Source organism: Candidatus Woesearchaeota archaeon, from assembly GCA_016180285.1.
Taxonomy (GTDB): domain Archaea; phylum Nanobdellota; class Nanobdellia; order Woesearchaeales; family JACPBO01; genus JACPBO01.
Map to the genome: position 1 here is coordinate 1 of JACPBO010000025.1, position 19,882 is coordinate 19,882.

Genomic DNA, 19,882 nt, shown 5'->3' on the forward strand with positions numbered 1-19,882 from the left:
AACACCGGGCACGAACAAGACAAAGCCGTTCTTCTTGGCTATGCCGTCGCCTTTCTCGCCGACAGCTTCTATCTTTACATCCAACTCGTCGCCAACCTTAACTGGCGCAAAACTTCTTTGTGGCCTGTAGCCACCACTATCATTTCCGTACATATTTTTCCACCCATATATTTATTTTACACCACTGGTGTAATATGCCTGTAAAATGCGCTTTTATTTATAAATGTATGGGAAAATCACTGCTTTAACAGCCCAGCGATCTCTCCAACAGCATACCCAAAATGCTCCAGAACAAACACCAAAAAAACATGAAAAGCCAGGTTGATTCTGCCCTTTTTCATGCAAAGGCAAAGGCTGTATAAAAAAACAAGCGGGAAATAAAGCAAAGGAATTAAAAATAATTTATTGAAAAAACTTAGAAAACTCAGAAGCACGATAACTATAAAAAATATCGGCAGCAAATAAATAAATTTAAACTCTTTCAGCCTTTTCATTAAAAAAATCCTGCCCTTCCCATACGCATACATGTTTTTCAAAAACTTCATGGGTGTGCTTCTTAACTTGTGCCAGACAAAGCTGTTTGGCAGTACAGCGATCTTATATCCTCTTTTCCTTAATTTAAAGTTAACATCATAGTCTTCGCACATATTCCTTAATTTTTCATCAAATCCGCCAACTTCCAGCAATAATTTTTTGCTGTGCAGCGCATTACAGCAGGGCAGGCTTGGGACAAAAGTTATTTTGCTGAATTTTTTTGCCTGCGCGCTTCCCAAAGAACCTAAAAAAGAATCAAATGCAATTCCAACAGCAGCCATGAAATTCGGAGCATTTTTAGGAGGAATATTCGCCCCGCCAACAGCAGCAACACTCTTTCCTTTCAGCTTTTCATAACCTTCAACTAAAATTTTAAGCCAGTCTTTCGGAACAATGCAGTCTGCATCTGTGAATGCAATAAGCTCATAAGCCGCATTTCTCAAGCCAACATTCCTTGATGAGGCAATAAATCTTTTCGGATTGTTTATTAGCCTTATTTTTACTTTATTTTTAAATTTTTTAATAAAGTCCCCGGCAATATCTTTTGTTTTATCGCTTGAATTCCCATCAACAACTAAAATTTCATAATCTTTTTTATTATAATCAAGATTAACAAGAGAATTCAGGCAGTCTGCGATATTTCTTTCTTCGTTATATGTTACAACAATTACACTCGCTTTCAAAACAGCCACCCATAAATTTGGTTAAATCTTTTAAATACCATCTGCAGCAGGTCTTCTTTCAAAATAGATGCGTCCTCAGGATAAAGCGAAGCCCCGAAATAAGAGAGCAGAGCATATACTATTAAGAACGCAACAATTATCCAATAAAAGTTTTTCAGTTTTAATTTTTTTGCAAGCTTCCTGCTTCCTTCATAAAGCCCGTAAGCCGCTAATGGAATGACGAAAGGGAACAATATGAAAGCATATCTCGGAGAGAACAGGCCGACAACAACAAAAATGAAGATTATTGCTAAAAACTCCAGTATGAAATTTTTTAAATAAAAACTTCTTCTTCCATTATCTTTATCATAAAATAGCCCAAAAATAAAAGGAATCCATAAAATATGGAATGTAATAAGCGTTCTAAACCCAAACATCCATAATATTGTAATAAAATTAAACTGGTACTGGAGGAAAAAATTGATGTAATTTGAGTATTTGCTTGCTATGTGTAGGCTCAATAATTTCCTCCACAAATAAGCCGGAATAATGGAAATAAAAAGTGCAGCAAGTATTTTCAGGATTTTATTTATTTTTTTAACAAAAGAAAAGCCATCTTTGAATAATGCGCTTAAAATAAAATAAATCGGGAGAATATAGTTGTGGTCCTTTGCCAATATTGCCGCCGCCATGACAAGCCCAATTACAATGTAATCAATAATCCTGCCTTTTCTCAGGCACCATTCTATCGCAGCAATCCCCAAAAACAAAAAGAAAAACCCTGCTGTTTCAATCAAAGGCCTTCCGCCCCATGCAATTAATGGCAAAGAGGTTGCAAAGATTATTGCAGAGATAAATCCGATATCTTTGCTCTTGAAAAAATTCTTAAAAAAAACATAAACAAGAATTGAGCTTAAACAATAGAATAAAATGCTGAGCAAAGAATAAGCCACACTAATGCCAAAAACCGGCTCAAAAGCAGCAGCAATCAAAGGAACAAGCATCCTTGATGCCCATGGCGAATCAATTGCTGCATTTCTGCCCTGTATGAACCTTGTTGTGTCAAAATAATGATCGGAATCCGCCAAAGGCTGGTTGAAGTACATCAAAGATCCTACAATGCTCAAAGCGATTAAAACAGCATAAATCAGGTAATCTTTGTTATTGTTCATCTTACCGGTTTTATATCGAATTTTTTGACTTTTTTAATTCCGTATTTGTGCAGCAGATAGCCATAAAGTGATTTCAGGATATTGAAGCCATAGCTGAAGATCTTGACATGGCTCTTCTCATCGCCGTAATAGGTTGGAATCGGCCTTTCAGCAATTCTCAGGTTTGCAACCTTAAATTGGATCAGTATATCTGTATCAAAATGAAAGTCATCTGCGCATAAATTAAATGGAATCTTTTTAAGCGCTGCGCAGCTGTAAAGCCTGAACCCCGAATGATATTCTGATAAATTCAAGCCAAGCACTTTGTTTTCAATCCATGTCAGGATCTTGTTGCCAATGAATTTCATCAAAGGCATTCCGCCTTTCAGAGGATTGCCTTTCATCCTTGAGCCGAAAACCATGTCTGCCTTTCCTTTTTCCAATGGCTCAAGCAGATAAGGTATTTTTTCAGGGGCATACTGCGCATCTCCGTGCAGCATTACAACAATGTCAAAGCCCTTGTCTATTGCATACTGATATGCGTATTTTTGGTTTCCGCCATAACCCTTGTTTTTTTCATTCTTGAAAACTTTCAGATTAGACAGGTTTTTTTCTTTTTTGTAGCCAACCCCGATAAAATATGTATTGTCCTGGCTCGCATCATCAACAACAAATATTTCCTTGACCTCTTTTTTCAATTTTTCAGGAATCCGGTCTATCAGGATTGGCAGCGTTTTTGCAGCATTATAGGTCGGAATGAAAATCGCAATCTTCTTCTTGGTCATTTTTATTTCTTCTTCCTTATTGCAATCTCTCTCACAATCTTCGTGACTTCCTGCTCAATGTTCTCGGTTTTCACATAAATTCTGAAAATCAGGTAAAACAGCAGTATGATGCTCACATAAATCGCAACATCTGTGCCTCTTCCTATCCCCAATAGCCCAGCAAAGACTTTTGTTATATCCGGCAGAAATCCAAAGAATATTATTATGAGCCATAAAATGCTCCAGAATATGAATTCCTTCATAGTTATTTCTTTATCCTTGAATCTCAATATAACCCTGCTAAACGCAAAGAGCCCAAAAGCAATAATCAAGACCTGCAATATTTCCATTTTTTCACCTCATTAGCTTTCTCACAACCAATTTTAATAAAATCTTGAACGCGTTTAAATTGCTTTGCCCTTTTTTTAATGAATAATCTGTGTAAATCGCCTTTATCGGCACTTCTTTGAACCTTAGATTGCGCCTTCCAATTTCGCTGATCATTTCAGAGCTAACCTCCATCCTGTTGCCTTTTATGCTTATCTTCTCAGCTGCTTTTCTTGAAAATGCCCTTAACCCGGATTGAGAGTCAGTAGTCCATACGCCAAACATTATGTAAGTTATAAAATTCATTCCCCAATTGCCAACTTTTCTTATAAAAGGCATTCCATCTGGCTTTATCAGCCTGGAGCCAATTACAACATCTGCTTTTCCATCCAATATTGGTTTTATCAAGCGTTTAATATCTGAAGCAGCATGCTGGCCGTCTGCATCAAATGTTACAATAATGCCTGCATTCTTCATAATCGCAGCTTTAATGCCCGTCCCAAGAGCGCCGCCAAGGCCTCGGTTAATAACATGCTTATACACGTCAACTTTGCGGCTTTTGGCAATTTTATATGTATTATCCTGGCTGCCATCGTCCACAACAATTATGTCTTCATGGCCATTCCTGATGAGATCAGAGATGACATTGCCTATCTTGGCTTCTTCATTATACGCCGGAATTACAATAACCACGCCCCTGTTACGCATCATATATCTTGTTGAAATAGGTGGATTTAAAAATTTAATGAATTTGGCTTCAGAAAACTTTAAATAATATATGCCTATTTTCCATATTAAAATGAAGCTTAGCATAGTTATACCTGTGTATAATGAGGAAAAGAGCATTTTTCCGCTTTACAGCAGGCTTAGCGCTGTTTTATCAAAGTATAAGAATTATGAGGTCATCTTTGTCGATGACGGAAGCAGAGACCGCACATTTGCCAATATACAGGTCCTGCACAAAAAAGATAGGTATGTGAAGGCAATAAAATTCAAAAGGAATTTTGGCCAGACAGCAGCTTTATCAGCCGGATTCGAGCACGCAAATGGCGACATCATAGTCACAATGGATGGCGACCTGCAGAATGACCCTGAAGACATTCCTAGGCTTGTTGAAAAGATAAATGAAGGCCATGACATGGTGAGCGGATGGCGGCATAAGAGAAAGGACCCGTTTGCAAAAAAACTTGCATCTTCTCTGGCAAATATTGCAAGAAAAATCATGTTAAAGGACAAGATCCATGATTCAGGCTGCGCATTGAAGGCATACAGGAAAGAAAGCATTAAAGATCTTGAGATATACGGCGAAATGCACCGCTACCTCCCGGCAATTGTTGCAATGAATGGCTACAAAGTAGGGGAAATAAAAGTAAGCCATTACCCGAGAAAATTCGGAAAGACAAAATACAGCACAACAAGGATATTCAAGGGCTTGCTTGATCTTTTTTACATTAAGTTCTGGTCAGATTATTCAACAAGGCCATTGCATTTTTTCGGCTTTTTAGGGTTATCAGAAATTTTTATTGGGCTGCTGCTTGTCATTTACAATGTCATAAAATACGGCTCCCACCTTCTCATTGGCCCGACTTTATTATTGGCAGCGCTTTTAGTAATTACCGGAGTGCAGTTCATAGTTTTTGGATTTTTGGCTGAAATTTTAATAAGGACATATTATGGCGCCAGCAATGATAAAGGTTACAAAATTGAAAAAACACTCAGGTAAAGCGGGCAAAGGCAAATTGTTCTACAAATGGAATGAGCAGATGTTTGTCAAGCATGGCAATGAAAGCAGATTCAAGCATGCTAACCCGGTGATAAAATACATTTCAAATCACAGGAAAAGAGCCATCCTGAACCTCCTCTCCCCAAAAAATACAGATAAGATGCTTGATGCAGGATGCGGCTCCGGCATAATATTGAGGGAAATAAAAGAAGGCAGCGTTATTGGCATTGATTGCTCTGCTACAGCGCTAAGGCAGGCCAGGAAAAATATGCAGGGTAAAAATACAAAGCTGATGATGGCAGATGTCCAGAAACTCCCATTCAAAAAAAACAGCTTCAATAAAATAATCTGCTCTGAGGTAATTGAGCACCTGCCCAGCCCGGCAAAAGTCATAGATGAAATAAAAAGGGTTTCTAAAAGAGGCGCAATAGTTATTTTTACAATACCTAATCAGCCTTTGCTGGACAAGATAGCGTATATGTTCAGAAAACTGAATGTAAAAAAAGGAGAGCTGGATTTGGACATGGAGTGGCACATACATAAATTTAACCTGAAGAAATTCAGGCAGCTGATAAAAAACAAATTCAAAATAATCAAAATAAAGAGAAGCCCATTCTTATTCCCTCTCAGCTACATTATCCAATGCAGGAATTAAAAAGCTAAATTAAAATGTGCGGCATAAGCGGATTTAATTTCGAGGACAAGGCATCAATAAAAAAGATGTGCGATGTTATAGTACATCGCGGCCCAGATCAGGGCGGGATTTACACAGACAAAGGCATTTCTTTGGGCCACAGAAGGCTGAGCATCATTGACCTCAGCGAAAAGGGAATGCAGCCGATGTGCAATGAAGACAAGGACATCTGGATTGTTTTTAACGGCGAAATATATAATTACAAGGAACTGAGGTTAGATCTCGAAAATAAAGCTCATAAGTTCCGCAGTGAAACAGATACCGAAACAATAGTGCACGCTTATGAGGAATATGGGGAAGACTCTGTTAAAAAGCTGAATGGCGATTTTGCATATGCAATATATGACGGCAAAAAAAAGAAGCTCTTGCTTGCAAGGGACAGGCTCGGAATAAAGCCATTGTATTACTATCTGGACAGCAATAAGATAATATTTGCTTCTGAAATAAAGGCAATACTGCAGCATAAAATAAAAAAAGAGGTAAATTTAGAGTCATTAAACAGGTTCATCACATTGAGATACATACCGCCTTCAGAAACAATTTTCAAAAATATCTATAAATTAAAGCCAGGGCATCTGCTGTCCTATGATTTAAAGAATAAAACTCACGCTATAATCAGATACTGGATCCCGGATATTTCAAATGGCAATATTCTTCCGGCTTCTGAGAACTTTTTTATTAAAAAAATCCAGGTATTATTGAAGGACTGCGTGAACAGAAGGTTGATGAGCGACGTTCCTCTTGGCGCCTACCTTAGCGGAGGCATTGATTCAAGCTCTGTTGTTGCTATGATGAGCATGATCAGCAAAGAAACCAATTCAAAAGAGGAGGTAAAGACATTCTCAGTCGGATTTGGCCATGGCGAGGAAACTGATGAATTGCAGCATGCGAAATTGATAAGCGAGCATTTCGGCACTAACCACAGGGAATATACTGTAAAATCAGACCTTGTAAAGCTGCTTCCAAAAATAGTGTGGCATTCTGACGAGCCATTGGCAGATCCTGCTCTTATCCCAGTCTACCTTCTTGCGCAGAATGCAAAAAAAGAAGTCACAGTTGTGCTTACAGGAGACGGCGGAGACGAGGTTTTTGCAGGATACGAGCAGTGCAAGTTTTTAATGCTGATGGAAAAGATGAAAAGGATTAATGTGCTTAAAAAAACAGTGCTTCCTTTTTTTGTTAAAAATTCGCCAAAATTCCTGTTAAATAAATTTTTTAAATATAGCTCCTCTTTGGGTGATGAGGGGATAAAGAGGGCGGTAAGCCTTCTGAAATCTGAGGGGAAAGGCAGGAATTACCTCGATATAGTATCAATCTTTAGCGAAGAAGACAAGAAAGGGGCCTTATTAAGCGATATTTACGGAAAAATAAAAAACACAAATCTGAGCAGATGGCTTGATGCAGAATATTTTAACAACAAAAACAATTATCTGAACCAGATCTTGGCCATGGAAATGGAAACCGTGCTGCCAGAGGACTTTTTGATGAAAGCAGACAAGATGAACATGGCCCATGCAGTTGAGGAAAGGGTGCCTTTTTTGGATCACAGATTGGTTGAGCTTTCCTTTACAATGCCGCCTAAGCTCAAGCTTCATGGCTTCAATGAAAAATACATTCTGAAAAAGGCAATGTCAAACTTCATCCCGAAAAAAATAATCAGCAGGCAGAAGCAGCGCTTCTATGTTCCGATTGATTTGTGGATCAGGGAAGACCTGAAATACTGGAGCGATATTCTGCTTGATAAGGAAACTATAAAAAGGCAGGGTTATTTTGATTATTCTTACATCGATAAAATAAGAAGGAATTATTCCGGGTCAAGGCTTTATTATGCAAGGCAGCTCTGGAGCCTGCTGGCTTTCCAGCTTTGGCACAGGATATTTATTGAAAACGAAATGCACAGTGAAATAGATCTGAATAAGCTTTACTAAAAATGACAAAATGATTGAACTGACAAACAAAAAAATAATGCTGCTGGTTGCCTTTTTGATAGCCATTAACCTAATTCCAATATGGTTTTTTGCTTATCCGCCATTGCAGGATTACCCGCAGCATCTTATGCAGGATAAAATTGTCATGGATTACCAGAATAAGGAATTTGATTACAGCAAATATTTTGATTTGAAATTCAGCCTTATACCCACTCTTTTTTCGATTTTTTCAATCATTTTATTTTCAAAAATCTTCGGCATTTACATTGCTGGAAAAATATTTCTTAGCATTTACGCAATCCTGTTTCCATTAAGCATTTTCTATTTTTTAGGCGCTGTTGGCAGGCGAAAGGCGATTCTTGGGTTTTTCAGCTTTATTTTCACTTATAACTGGTTTTTCAACAAAGGGCTGATCGATTTTGCAATAAGCCTTCCTTTCTTCTTTTTTGCATTAGGCTATTGGCTTAACAACCGGGATAAAATGAACATCGGCAAAATTCTGATTTCCACAATATTGGCGCTTCTGACCTTGTTTTCGCATCTGTTCTCTTTCATAATTTTGTTGATATCTGTATTTTTAGTGCAGATATTCCGCTATAAAAATAAAAAACAGGCATTCACAACAACGATCCCTTTCATATTGCCTGTTATTTTATTTGCAATATTCTGGTTTACAAGAACACCGGATGCTGCTCCGATTGATATCCTTTCTGCTTTTAACCCCCTGGTTTTGCTTAAGTCTTTCTTTGGTATGTTTCTGTCTTTTTCGCCGGTTCTTGAAGCTGCAATTCTGGCTGTCCCGCTGCTTTATTTTGTTTTTTTATTTCTCAGAAAATTTTTGGCCGATAAGCCCTTTTTAATCAAAAGATTATTCAATAAAAAATACAAGAATGAGTTTTTGATTTTAGCCTTGATTTTGCTTTTGCTGTTTGTAATTTCTCCGCCCGACCTTAAGACCTGGGCGCATTTCAAGATAAGATTCGTGCCTTTCATTGTCTTATTTTTTGTTTCCTGGCTAGAGCCGCCAAAAAAGAAGCGGCTTTTTTTGTTTATAACGCTTATTGCAGCTGTTCTATTATTGATGCTCACATTTTTTAATTATTACAATATAAACAAAGACTTTTCTGATTATTCTTCAGGCATCAGTGTTATTGAAAGAAATAAGCTCATACTGCCAATAACAATCAAGGATCTATATGGCTACACCATGAGGCCGTACGAGCATTTCTGGGCATATTACCATATTGAAAAAGGCGGAACAGGCCCTTATGTGTTTGCAGGGCACAGCACTCATTTAATAGCATACAAGGAAAAAATGCCTGCTCCAAAATCCATCATAGCTGCTCCAAATGAGCTGTCCCAGCAATTGAACTTCAGCAGGAAAATTTTATCTTACTATGATTATATTTTATTATGGGGTGAAAGCAGTGAAGTGGAGTCTGCTGTAATCAATTCAGGATTTTCATTATTGCATGAGAAAGGGAATCTAAAAGTATATGAAAATAAAATTCAGTAGAAACATTTAAGTATTCGATTTTTTTCACAAATACCGAGGGGTGCAAGCTTATCAAAATGAAAATAGCATTGGTTTTTCCTCCGTATAATTTAATAAAAGAAGCTTATGGAAGCAAGAAGCAGATAAAAAGCGGGAATCTGCCTCCGCTTGGCCTTGGCTATTTAGCCGGAGCTTTCGAGCAAAAAGGCCATACTGTCAAAATAATAGATGCTTCTGCAATGGGAATAGGATTTAACACAACAATAGGGATTCTGAAAGAATTCGGCCCTGATTTTATCGGGATAGCTGCAAACAATGCTGTGGCTGAAAATGCGATGTTTCTCGCGAACAAGGCGAAAGAAGAGCTGAATATCCCGATTATTTTGGGCGGCCCTCATCCATCGTGCTTTCCTGAAGAATGCCTCGGTAATAAAGGCGTAGATTATATTGTCTTGGGCGAGGGTGAAAAAACCTTCCCTGAGCTGATAGATAAAATTTCGGCAAGAAAAGACGTAAAAGGAATACCCGGTATAGGCTATAAAGAAAATGGCAAGTCAAAATTCACAGCGCAAACTGGGCCAATAATGGCTCTTGACGAGCTCCCGCCAATAGCATGGCATCTTTTTGATTTCCAGCTTTACACGCCGCTTCCTAACCAATATAAAAGGCTTCCGGCTGTGAATTATATAACCTCAAGGGGATGCCCGTGGAGAAAATGCGCCTTTTGCTATCAGAGCGGCATAATGAGCCAGGTTTATAGGCGGCATTCTCCTGAAAGGGTTGTTGAAGATATTAAGCTTTTGATGCATAAGTATGGAATAAGGGAGATTTCTTTTTGGGATGATAATTTCCTGATAAATGAAAGCTGGATAAAAAGGTTTTGCGACCTTCTCAAGGAAAACAAGCTGGATTTGGCATGGTCATGCTATGGAAAAGTAAGCACGCCGACAGAGGAAATGCTTAAGAGGGTGGCAGAAGCAGGTTGCTGGAGCGTATTTTATGGCATAGAAAGCGGCAACCAGGACCTGCTTGACGGCATAAACAAAGGAATAACATTGGATCAGGTAAGAAGGACAATAAAGCTGACGCATAAGTATGGGATGGAAACAAGAGGCTCTTTCATGCTCGCCATTCCTGGCGAAACCCCTGAAAAAGCTGAAAAAACAATAAAATTTGCAATAGAGCTTGACCTTGATTACGCGCAATTCCTGCCTACTTACCCTGAATATGGCACCCCGCTTTATGATCTCGCTATGAAAACAGGTAAGATTGTCAAGGGCTATCATGGAAGAACAAAAGCAGCCTACGTGCCTGAAGGGTATAAAGATGGCAAACAAGTCGAATATTATGTCAAAAAAGCATACAGGAAATTCTATTTCAGGCCTCATTATGTTTGGAAAGTGCTTAAAAAAATAAAGTCTTTTGATGATTTTAAAAAGTATTTTGAAGGCCTGAAGTTCATGATTGGCCTTACAAACTGACCATGCTGGATTACAAATTCGAAATACTTAAATATTGACTGAAATCAGGGTTTTATATGGTTGGGGAAGAAACAGAGCTAAAGATAAACTTGAACATTTTAAAGAAAAACTATAATTGGATAATTCTTGCCCTGATCCTGATCCTTGGATTTTATTTAAGATCATACCATCTTGATTATCCTGTTATCGGTTATCACAATACAAAAGAAGTGCATACGCTTGCTGAGGCAAGAAGCTTTTACAAAGGCGGCGATTATCTTTATCTCAGGGGCGATTATACAATCCCCTTGGTTGATCCGCCAAAATACTCCCATGTAGATAATTTTCCTCTTTATGAATGGATTTTTGTAATAGGATGGAAAATATTTGGGATGCAGCTGTGGGTTGCAAGATTAGTTACAGTGTTTTTTGCGCTAGGCGCAGTTGTGTTCACATACCTTTTCGTAAAAAAGCTTTTCAAAAGGGAAGACATTGCGCTTTTATCGGCATTTTTTACATCTATATCGCCTTTGCTTGTTTTCTTCGGCAGGAATATTCAATTTGATGCTCCGGCATTGTTTTTCATGACAGCTGCAATTTATTTCTTCCTTGTCTGGAAAGAAAAGCAAACAATGAAAAACATTGTTGTCTTTATGGTCTTTTTTACCCTTACAGGGCTTACAAAATATCCCTTTTTGATCATTGCAATTCCTCTGCTTTCAATATTTCCTTTTGAAACAATTAAAAGCAAGAAATACTGGAAGCAGTTTGGCATAGGCGCTTTGATATTCATTGCATTCATATTGTGGTTCCTGCTCCCGAATCTTGCAAAGGCGCAGACATCTTCTTCAGGTGTTGGAGATGAGATGATCGGCAGGGTTTTGGAAGAGCCTTTCAAGATGTTTACAAGTGAATGGTGGGGAACTGTTTTCATGTTTGCTTCAAAGGATAATTTTACGAAAATAGGAGTCATAATCTCAATTATTGGGCTGTGCATTTCGCTTTGGCATATCAGAAAGCAGCAGCACAGGTTTCTTGTCGCGTGGGCAGTTTCATTTCTGGTTTATGGATTGCTGCTGATAAATTTCATGACGGGCCACAACTATTACCAGATGCCCTTTGTCCCTTTAGTTGCAATTTTAATATCATCAGCGCTGCTTTTTATTGCATCAATTATTCCGCAGATAAAAACAAAGCAGCCGTATCTTAAGAACAGCCTCAGATGGATTGCAATAATCTTGTTTTTCATTATTTTTATGTGGCCAGCTGCAAAGCAAAGCATAGCAGGCCAATTTAATACGCAGTTTTCTGGATTAGATGTTGCTGGCAATTACATAAACTCGCACAGTTCGCCTGATGAAATGATGTTTGACTCAGGCCATCAGGATACCGGAGTTGTGTGGCATGCTGACAGAAAAGCAACAGTCATATCTAATTTGTCAGAATTAAAGCAGTTTGAGGAAAAGAAAAATTTAAAGTGGATCTTTATTTACCAATGGGGCTTTTCAAACATATTCCAGAAATCAGAATTCAGGAATTACATAAACTCCAATTACTCTTTAAAACAGGTTGCATTCCAGCAGACGCAGCAGGGCGCTGTTCCGATATACTTCTTATTTAAAAAAGGCGGAACATTTGATGAAACAACGCTGAATGAGATGCTGCAGGGCAGACAGGCGCAGTCAAGAATATATGAATATCTGTCTTTCGGGTTCATTAAGATGAACAGCGCTCCGTATGAAATAAAGTATATTAATTTGGAATAAAAATGCAAAAAATCAAAATCCTGATGCTTGCCCAGAACTTCATCCGCTTCAGGGAAGATATAATGTCGCCCTTTCTTTTTAACTGGGTTTCTGAGATCAACAAGAACAGGGATTTTGAAGTCATTGTCCTTGCTCCGCATGAGAAAGGATTAAAGGAACATGAAGTGATTGGCGGCATAAAGATCTACCGCTTCAGATACGCTTCTGATAAGTATGAGAGGATAGCATATAAGAATAATATGCATGAATTGGTTATAAAAAGCACATTAAACAAGCTTATTTTCATAAAATTAATAAGAAATTTTTATAAAAAGATTGTTGAGGTCGTGAAAAAGGAGAAGATTGATCTGATTCACGCAAACTGGTGGGTGCCGTGCGGCATTGCCGCTTACCTCGCTTCTAAAAAAACCAAAGTTCCTTACATCGTTACAACGCACGGCACAGATGTCTTCATTCTCAGGAAATTCAAATTCTTCAGTTTTTTCGCAAAGAAGATTTTTGAAAATGCCGCCAGGATAAATGCAGTTTCAAACTATGTTGCAAGGATCGTCACGGATTTATTAAAAATCAGTAAAAATAAAATTTCTGTTTTTCCAATGCCTTTCGACAGGAATAAATTTTACCCAATGAGAAAGAGCAGAAATAAAACAAAAACCATATTTACAATAGGGAAGCTTGTGAAAAGGAAGGGTGTTAATTACTTAATTGATGCGTGCAATATTTTAAACGATAAAAAAATTGATTTTAAGCTGATTGTTGTCGGAAAAGGCCCTGAAGAAGAAAGCTTGAAAGAGCAGATTAAAAAATTGAACCTTGAAAAAAATATAACAATCATTCCTTCTGTTCCGCATAAGGAGCTCATTAAATATTACAATGATGCAGACGTCTTTGTCTTGGCATCAGTTACAGACTGGAAAGGCGAAACAGAGGCGTTTGGCGTTGTTTTTGCAGAAGCCCTTGCGTGCAAAACACCGGTTATCGGGACAAGGACCGGCGGAATCCCTGATGTTGTTATAGACGGCAAAACCGGGCTTCTTATTGATGAAAAAAATCCAAAGCAGCTTGCTGGTGCCTTAGTCAGGATTTTAAATAATAAGGCATTGGCAAAAAAGCTTGCAGAGCAAGGATATAAATACGTGCATGATAATTTTACTGCAGAAAAGATAGCTGAAAAGACAATAAAAATGTATGAAGAGATTTTAGTAAAATGAAAAACAATAAAATAAAACTTATATTCTTTGATATGGAAGGCGTTATAACAGAAACAGGCATAGTGGAAAAAGGCAAAAACACTGCGGCATCGGCATGGACTCTTATTTCAAGGCATCTTGGAAGAAAAGCCGGAGAAGAAGAGCAGGCGACAAAAGATAAATGGAATAGAAGCGGCTATAAAAATTACATTGAATGGATGGAAGATACAATACGAATACATAAAAAATATGGCCTGACAATGAGATATTTCTACAAGGTTTTGCGCAGCATCCCTTATATGAAAGGCGCCAAACAAACTTTTTCAGTTCTGCATAAAAAAGGCTATAAAACTGCGCTGATAACAGGCGGATTTAAAAATCAGGCAAATAAAATTCAGCGTGAATTAAAGATAGATCATGTTTTTGCAGCATGCGAGTATTTTTTTGATGATAAAACCCGCAAATTAACTGCGTGGAACTTATTGCCCGCTGATTACGTTGGAAAAGTTGATTTCATGAGGCTTTTGATGCGCGAATACGGATTGGCAAAAGAGGAATGCGCATTTGTCGGCGATGGCGTGAATGACATTCCTCTTGCAAAAGAAGCCGGGCTTTCAATAGCCTTTAATGCCAGGCCAGAACTGCAAAAAGTTTGCACTCATTCCATCAATCAAGGAACCAAGGATTTAAGGGGCATTTTGGATTATTTATGAAAAAACAAAATAAAAAAATAAAAATTGAGAAAATAATCGGTATTGCAGTATCTGTAATCATTTTATATTTTTTAATAAAAACCCTCTATAATAATTCGAATCAGTTACTGGCTTATAGAATTTACTTTAATTATTTTTATCTGATTTTATCTTTCATATTTTTATTTTTTTACCTTTTTCTCTTAGTTTATGGCTGGAAAAAAATACTGGAGTTATTGAGGGTTAAATTAAGCTACAAGTCGAGCTTAAGAATATGGTTTTTATCGCAATTAGGAAGATATGCGCCCGGAAGGATATGGTATCTGCTTGGAAGGATCTATCTTTGTGAAAAGAAAAAAATTTCAAAATACACAACTTTTGTAAGCCTTGTTTTGGAGCTGGCAATGCATGTTTTATCGGCATTGTTCACAGCATTGATTTTTATACCGGTGATGATCAAGGACAATGGGCTGATAAAATTCCTTCCTGTGTTTTTGATAATCCCGATTGGATTGGTTTTGTTATATCCGAGGGTTTTTAATCTCATTATAAATTTGGGGCTGAAAATATTCAGAAAGAATCCTGTGGAATTCAGGATAAAGTATTCCTCATTGCTGCTGTTGCTTGTTTTTTACATTTTTTTATGGATCATAAACGGAGTTGGCTTTTATTTCCTGATTAATTCAATATATGCCTCTCCATTGAGCCTTATACTGCCCTTGACAGGTGCATTCGCAGTATCATGGATAATCGGCTTCCTGAGCTTGATAACCCCAAGCGGCCTTGGAATCAGGGAAGGCATACTGACTTTTCTGCTTGGCTTTTATTTTCCATTGCCGATTGCAATCCTTATCGCATTAATTTCCAGGCTGTGGATAATTGCCGGAGAATTAGGGGGAGCCTTGATATCTTTCAGATTCAAATAATTCTATTCTTATTGGCCTCTTATCACTCTGACAAGCAGCACAGCGAATATAACAAACAAGATAAAAACAACAATATTGATTGCTATGACAACAAGCCAGAACCTGACTTTTGTCTGCTTTAGTTTTTTCCTGACAGCATCCAAGATTCTCAGAAACAGCTGCATTTTAGCCGGATATCCTCGCCTTTATCCTTTTCAGCCTGAAAATATTTTCGCGCTCCATCTCTTCCAGCCTTAATGTTATGAAGCTTTTTATCTTTTCCATTCTGGGTATGACCTCGAATTCAAGCGCATTCACCCTTCTCTTTGTCTTTTCTATTTCCTTCAGCAGCCTTCTCATCGTAGTTTCAACTTCTGCAGCCCTTATTATCTTTTCTGTGACCTTTTCATAGGCATCTGCAGCCTCATCTATTGAGGCAGAATTGTAAACTCCATAGCCGCGCTCCATCATCTTTCTTTTCAGTTCGCCGGATTTAATAGTTGGCACCAGCACACCCATAATGTTTTTAGTCCCGAATTCTATATCGGGCTTGTTTGCAATAGCCATTGCAATGGACTTTATTTTCAAGTCTGATTCCAGCAGCCTGGCGATATTCATTTTATACAGTGCCTTCCTGTACTCATCAACAATATCTGACCTTAGGTTTTTGACCTTGCCAAGCACTTCAAAAAACTCAAGAATAAGGCCGTCTCTTTTTTTCTTCAGAAGATTGTACCCTGATTTTGCCAGGATAATGCTTTTCTTGAATTTGATAAGCTCAGATCTTGTTGGTTTTATTTCAATTGCCATTTTATCATATTAGGTTTTTACAATTATTCTTGCGTCATGCATTTTCTTCGGCATCTTTTGCTTTGTGGTATTTCTTCCTTATCTCGGGGCTTATCCTTGTCAGTTCCTGCTCCGGGATATTCCCCATTAAATCCCATCCAATATCAAGTGTCTGCTGAATGCTTCTGTCTTCTGACTTCTTTTGAGCAACAAACCTTTTTTCAAATTCTTCTGCAAACTTAAGCATTCTTTTGTCCCTTGCTGAAAGCGCTTCTTCACCCACAATCGCAACCAATCCGCGCAGATCACGTCCTGTTGCATAGTTCGCGTATAATTGGTCTGAAACCTGCTTGTGATCCTCTCTTGTTCTTTCTTTTCCTATGCCTAAGTTCATCAGCCTTGACAGGGAAGGAAGAATATCGATAGGAGGGTACACTCCTTTTCTGTGCAGGTCTCTGTTAAGAACTATCTGCCCTTCAGTTATATACCCTGTTAAATCAGGTATTGGGTGCGTGATATCGTCGCCGATCATAGTCAATATCGGAATCTGGGTTATCGATCCTTTTTTGCCTTTTATCATGCCCGCTCTTTCGTAAATTGTAGCCAAGTCAGTATACATATATCCGGGGTATCCTCTTCTTCCCGGGATTTCCTCTCTTGCGGCTCCGATTTCCCTTAGCGATTCGCAATATGATGTCATATCAGTCAGTATAACGAGAACATGCATATCCTGCTCAAACGCGAAATACTCCGCAGCAGTCAGCGCCATTCTCGGTGTTATCAGCCTTTCAACAGCAGGGTCATCAGCAAGGTTCAGGAAAACAACTGCCCTCTGCAGTGCTCCTGTCTGCTCAAAATCCCTGATAAAATATTGCGCTTCCTCGTTTGTAATGCCCATTGCTGCAAAAATAATTGCAAAGCTTTCCTTCTGGCCGACAACCTTTGCCTGCCTTGCAATCTGCAAGGCAATATCATTATGAGGCAGCCCGGCAGCAGAAAATAATGGCAGCTTTTGCCCCCTGACCAATGTATTTGTGCCGTCAATAGTTGAAATTCCGCTCTGGATAAAATCCTGCGGAGGGCCGCGGGAATAAGGATTAATAGCTGCCCCTATTATTTCCATTCTTTTTTCAGGGATAATATCCGGGCCGTTGTCAATCGGCTTGCCTGCTCCTGAAAATATTCTGCCAAGCATGTCTTTTGAAACAGGCAGCTTTATTGTCTCGCCTAAAAACCTGACTCTCGCTCCTTTGCTGATGCCTGATGTTCCTTCAAATATCTGCACCACAACAACATCATCTGATGTATCCAGCACCTGCCCGTTTTTTGCTTCTCCGCTTTCCAGCTGAATCTTGACAAGCTCTCCGTAGCCTATTGGCTCGGTTTTTTCAACAAAAACAAGCGGCCCAGCAATCCTGGTTATTGTTTTATATTCTTTCATTTTGAACTCCATGCCTTTTGTTATGATTGCTCATTTTGCATCACTCATTTTAACGAACTGAATTCCTGCTCCATGTTTCTCTGGATTTCAGCTAAAAGCTTTTCGTATTGCTTTTCAAACTTTACATCAGCTATTTTGTATTTTGATTTGACATCTTCAAGTTTTTGGATTCTTATTCCTTTTTCCAGTGCATCATTTGCCAGCTTTGCATAATGCAGTATCAGCTTAAGCAGCAGATAGCTTTTTTTCAGCTCGCAGTAAGTGTCAACATCATGGAATGCATTTTGCTGCAAAAACGATTCCCTTATAATTCGCGCAACTTCTAATGTAATCTGCTGCCTTTCCGGCAGCGCATCTGATCCAACTAACTGCACGATCTCAAGCAGCTTTTCCTCTTCTGTCAAAATGCTCATTGTCTGCTTTATCAGCTCTCTCCAGTCTGATGCAACATTCTCAGCATACCATTTTTCAAGTCCATCCATGTAAAGCGAATATGAAGTGAGCCAGTTTATTGACGGGAAATGCCTTCTCTGCGCAAGCTTTGAATCCAATGCCCAAAATGTTTTTGTTTAAGGTGTTTTGGGTTACAGGCTCTGAAAAATCCCCTCCTGGCGGCGATACAGCGCCGATAATAGATACTGAGCCTTCTTTTTCTATGCCCATAGGAATTACCCTGCCTGCCCTTTCATAAAATTGGGATAATCTTGTTGCAAGATAAGCAGGGTAGCCCTCTTCGCCCGGCATCTCCTCTAATCTGGATGAGATCTCTCTCATAGCCTCTGCCCATCTTGAAGTGGAATCTGCCATCAAAGCAACGCTATACCCCATGTCGCGGTAATACTCTGCTATTGTAACACCGGTATAAACTGATGCTTCCCTTGCTGCAACAGGCATATTGGATGTATTTGCAATAAGCACAGTTCTGTTCATCAGCGGCTTGCCTGATTTTGGGTCAATAAGATCAGGGAATTCTTTTAAAACTTCAGTCATCTCATTTCCGCGTTCGCCGCAGCCGACATAAACAATTATATCTGCATTTGACCATTTTGCTAATGTTTGCTGCGCCACTGTTTTTCCCGTTCCGAATCCGCCCGGTATTGCAGCAACTCCGCCCTTTGCCAGCGGAAACAATGCATCATAGATCCTCTGGCCTGTTATCAAAGGAATTTCAGGCGGCAGTTTTTTTAGCACAGGCCTTGGAACCCTTACTGGCCAATCCTGCTTTAATTTCAATTCTTTGCCGTCATCCAGCTTTCCAATTGGCTCATCAATGGTGAATTTTCCAGAGCTTATTTCTTTTATGATTCCTTCATAGCCGTGCGGCGCCATAACAGAATGAGCTACGCCTTTTTCTTCAACAACGCCGATTATCTGGCCTGATTTTATTTTATCGCCCGGCTTTGCCTTTGCCTTGAAATCCCATTTTTTATCATGATCCAGCCCGGAAGCTTCCACGCCTCTTTTTATATAGTCGCCCATTTCTTTTATGAGCACAGGCAATGGCCTCTGTATTCCGTCATAAATGCTGCCAAGCAATCCCGGACCCAGCTCTACGCTCAGCGGCTTGCCTGTATTTACAACAGGCTCGCCTGGCTTTAATCCGGAAGTGTCCTCGTAAACCTGTATTGTTGTTTTATCCTTATCTATCTGGATTACTTCTCCCATCAGTTTTTCATTTCCAACCCTGACTAAGTCATACATTTTTGCAGCCAATCCCCTGGCAACAACAACAGGGCCGGCAATTCTGTAAATTATTCCTTCACTCATTTTAACCTTCCTTTTTCCACAGGTCAACGCCTATGGATTTTTTTATCAGCCTTTTTAAATTTTCCTGGGCTGCCTCCATTGACAAAGGCACAAAAACAGGCTTTATGCAGTCTTCCACAAAAACCCTGTCATGGCTTTCCAGGCTGTTCAGTGTTTTTTCATCAATAACAACAATGCTCATTTCTTTGTCCTGCGCAAGCTCTCTTATCTGATTCATCGGGTCTTTCCTGGCCTCAATGATTTTTTTAACTCCTGCCAGCTGAAAGCCGGATACAAACTCCGATGTTCCGATTGCTGATATTTGCGCCATTTTGATTTTACAGTTTTATTTCAGTCAATTTTCTGCAATCAACTGATTTTCAATAAACTCCTCTTCAATGTTTAATTGTTTTCCTTTTATTATTGTTTTCAGATTCCTGACCTCGAGTTCTTTGGCAAACATATAGCCAAGGATTATGTCAACAGACAGCGGATGCTGGTGCTGAAGCAGCATGGACTTTCTAAGCAGGAATTTATAAAGCCCGATCTCCAGGTCAATAATTGTGCCCTTTTCCTTTAAATTTTTTAAGCCCTCTTTTATGATGCTGCTGTACT

General features: G+C 38.9%; 20 protein-coding genes and 1 pseudogene. 9 read left to right on the forward strand and 12 right to left on the reverse strand.

The genetic code is table 11. The features are described 5' to 3' along the window. From HYU07_05385 to HYU07_05410, 6 genes are all read right to left on the reverse strand, one after another. Positions 1-153 (reverse strand): TRAM domain-containing protein (locus tag HYU07_05385; protein MBI2129647.1); only part of this gene is annotated, 153 nt, incomplete at its 3' end. A gap of 83 nt (positions 154-236) precedes the next feature. Further along, positions 237-1,217 (reverse strand): glycosyltransferase, encoded by a 981-nt coding sequence (locus tag HYU07_05390; protein ID MBI2129648.1) that lies wholly within the window; start codon positions 1,215-1,217, stop codon positions 237-239. Further along, positions 1,214-2,368 carry a glycosyltransferase family 39 protein gene (locus HYU07_05395; GenBank protein ID MBI2129649.1) on the reverse strand — a complete coding sequence of 385 codons (1,155 nt, stop codon included), beginning with the start codon at positions 2,366-2,368 and terminating at the stop codon, positions 1,214-1,216. Before HYU07_05395 ends, HYU07_05390 begins: the two co-directional genes overlap by 4 nt. Further along, positions 2,365-3,132 (reverse strand): glycosyltransferase family 2 protein, encoded by a 768-nt coding sequence (locus HYU07_05400; protein ID MBI2129650.1) that lies wholly within the window; start codon positions 3,130-3,132, stop codon positions 2,365-2,367. Before HYU07_05400 ends, HYU07_05395 begins: the two co-directional genes overlap by 4 nt. A gap of 2 nt (positions 3,133-3,134) precedes the next feature. After that, entirely contained in the window at positions 3,135-3,461 is a 327-nt protein-coding gene (locus tag HYU07_05405; GenBank protein MBI2129651.1) for a DUF2304 family protein, read from the reverse strand. Between the two features lie 4 nt (positions 3,462-3,465). Continuing rightward, entirely contained in the window at positions 3,466-4,146 is a 681-nt protein-coding gene (locus tag HYU07_05410; protein ID MBI2129652.1) for a glycosyltransferase family 2 protein, read from the reverse strand. A 70-nt stretch (positions 4,147-4,216) separates the two neighbouring features. On the opposite strand from HYU07_05410, the gene HYU07_05415 reads away from it, so the two are divergent. From HYU07_05415 to HYU07_05455, 9 genes are read left to right on the forward strand one after another with little or no spacing between them, the layout of a single operon-like run. Then, positions 4,217-5,161 carry a glycosyltransferase family 2 protein gene (locus HYU07_05415; protein ID MBI2129653.1) on the forward strand — a complete coding sequence of 315 codons (945 nt, stop codon included), beginning with the start codon at positions 4,217-4,219 and terminating at the stop codon, positions 5,159-5,161. Then, the gene (locus HYU07_05420) at positions 5,124-5,816 is read left to right on the forward strand and encodes a class I SAM-dependent methyltransferase (GenBank protein MBI2129654.1); all 693 of its coding nucleotides are present in this window, start codon (positions 5,124-5,126) and stop codon (positions 5,814-5,816) included. Before HYU07_05415 ends, HYU07_05420 begins: the two co-directional genes overlap by 38 nt. Positions 5,817-5,830: 14 nt before the next feature. Then, positions 5,831-7,783, forward strand: coding sequence for an asparagine synthase (glutamine-hydrolyzing) (asnB, locus tag HYU07_05425; GenBank protein ID MBI2129655.1), 1,953 nt, complete (start codon positions 5,831-5,833; stop codon positions 7,781-7,783). Between the two features lie 10 nt (positions 7,784-7,793). Further along, positions 7,794-9,299 (forward strand): hypothetical protein, encoded by a 1,506-nt coding sequence (locus tag HYU07_05430; GenBank protein MBI2129656.1) that lies wholly within the window; start codon positions 7,794-7,796, stop codon positions 9,297-9,299. Between the two features lie 56 nt (positions 9,300-9,355). Then, positions 9,356-10,759, forward strand: coding sequence for a cobalamin B12-binding domain-containing protein (locus HYU07_05435; GenBank protein MBI2129657.1), 1,404 nt, complete (start codon positions 9,356-9,358; stop codon positions 10,757-10,759). Positions 10,760-10,815: 56 nt separating this feature from the next. Continuing rightward, positions 10,816-12,504 (forward strand): glycosyltransferase family 39 protein, encoded by a 1,689-nt coding sequence (locus HYU07_05440; GenBank protein ID MBI2129658.1) that lies wholly within the window; start codon positions 10,816-10,818, stop codon positions 12,502-12,504. A gap of 2 nt (positions 12,505-12,506) precedes the next feature. Continuing rightward, a complete protein-coding gene (locus HYU07_05445; protein MBI2129659.1) occupies positions 12,507-13,715 on the forward strand; it encodes a glycosyltransferase in 1,209 nt (402 codons plus the stop codon). Continuing rightward, positions 13,712-14,407 (forward strand): HAD family phosphatase, encoded by a 696-nt coding sequence (locus HYU07_05450; protein MBI2129660.1) that lies wholly within the window; start codon positions 13,712-13,714, stop codon positions 14,405-14,407. Before HYU07_05445 ends, HYU07_05450 begins: the two co-directional genes overlap by 4 nt. Then, positions 14,404-15,312: a flippase-like domain-containing protein gene (locus tag HYU07_05455; protein ID MBI2129661.1), complete on the forward strand. Its 909-nt coding sequence runs from the start codon at positions 14,404-14,406 to the stop codon at positions 15,310-15,312. Before HYU07_05450 ends, HYU07_05455 begins: the two co-directional genes overlap by 4 nt. Positions 15,313-15,320: 8 nt before the next feature. Here the strand turns inward: HYU07_05455 and HYU07_05460 are convergent, their stop codons facing one another. The 6 genes and pseudogenes from HYU07_05460 to HYU07_05485 all read right to left on the reverse strand — a co-directional run. Beyond that, positions 15,321-15,476, reverse strand: coding sequence for a hypothetical protein (locus HYU07_05460; protein MBI2129662.1), 156 nt, complete (start codon positions 15,474-15,476; stop codon positions 15,321-15,323). Position 15,477: 1 nt separating this feature from the next. Then, entirely contained in the window at positions 15,478-16,101 is a 624-nt protein-coding gene (locus HYU07_05465) for a V-type ATP synthase subunit D (GenBank protein ID MBI2129663.1), read from the reverse strand. Between the two features lie 34 nt (positions 16,102-16,135). After that, on the reverse strand, positions 16,136-17,521 hold the full coding sequence (locus tag HYU07_05470; protein ID MBI2129664.1) for a V-type ATP synthase subunit B: 1,386 nt from the start codon (positions 17,519-17,521) through the stop codon (positions 16,136-16,138). A 44-nt stretch (positions 17,522-17,565) separates the two neighbouring features. Beyond that, positions 17,566-19,288 (reverse strand): annotated as a pseudogene (locus HYU07_05475) (V-type ATP synthase subunit A). Position 19,289: 1 nt separating this feature from the next. Next, positions 19,290-19,598, reverse strand: coding sequence for a hypothetical protein (locus tag HYU07_05480; protein MBI2129665.1), 309 nt, complete (start codon positions 19,596-19,598; stop codon positions 19,290-19,292). A gap of 24 nt (positions 19,599-19,622) precedes the next feature. Then, positions 19,623-19,882, reverse strand: a 260-nt coding sequence (locus HYU07_05485) for a V-type ATPase subunit (protein ID MBI2129666.1), incomplete at its 5' end; no start/stop codon positions are given.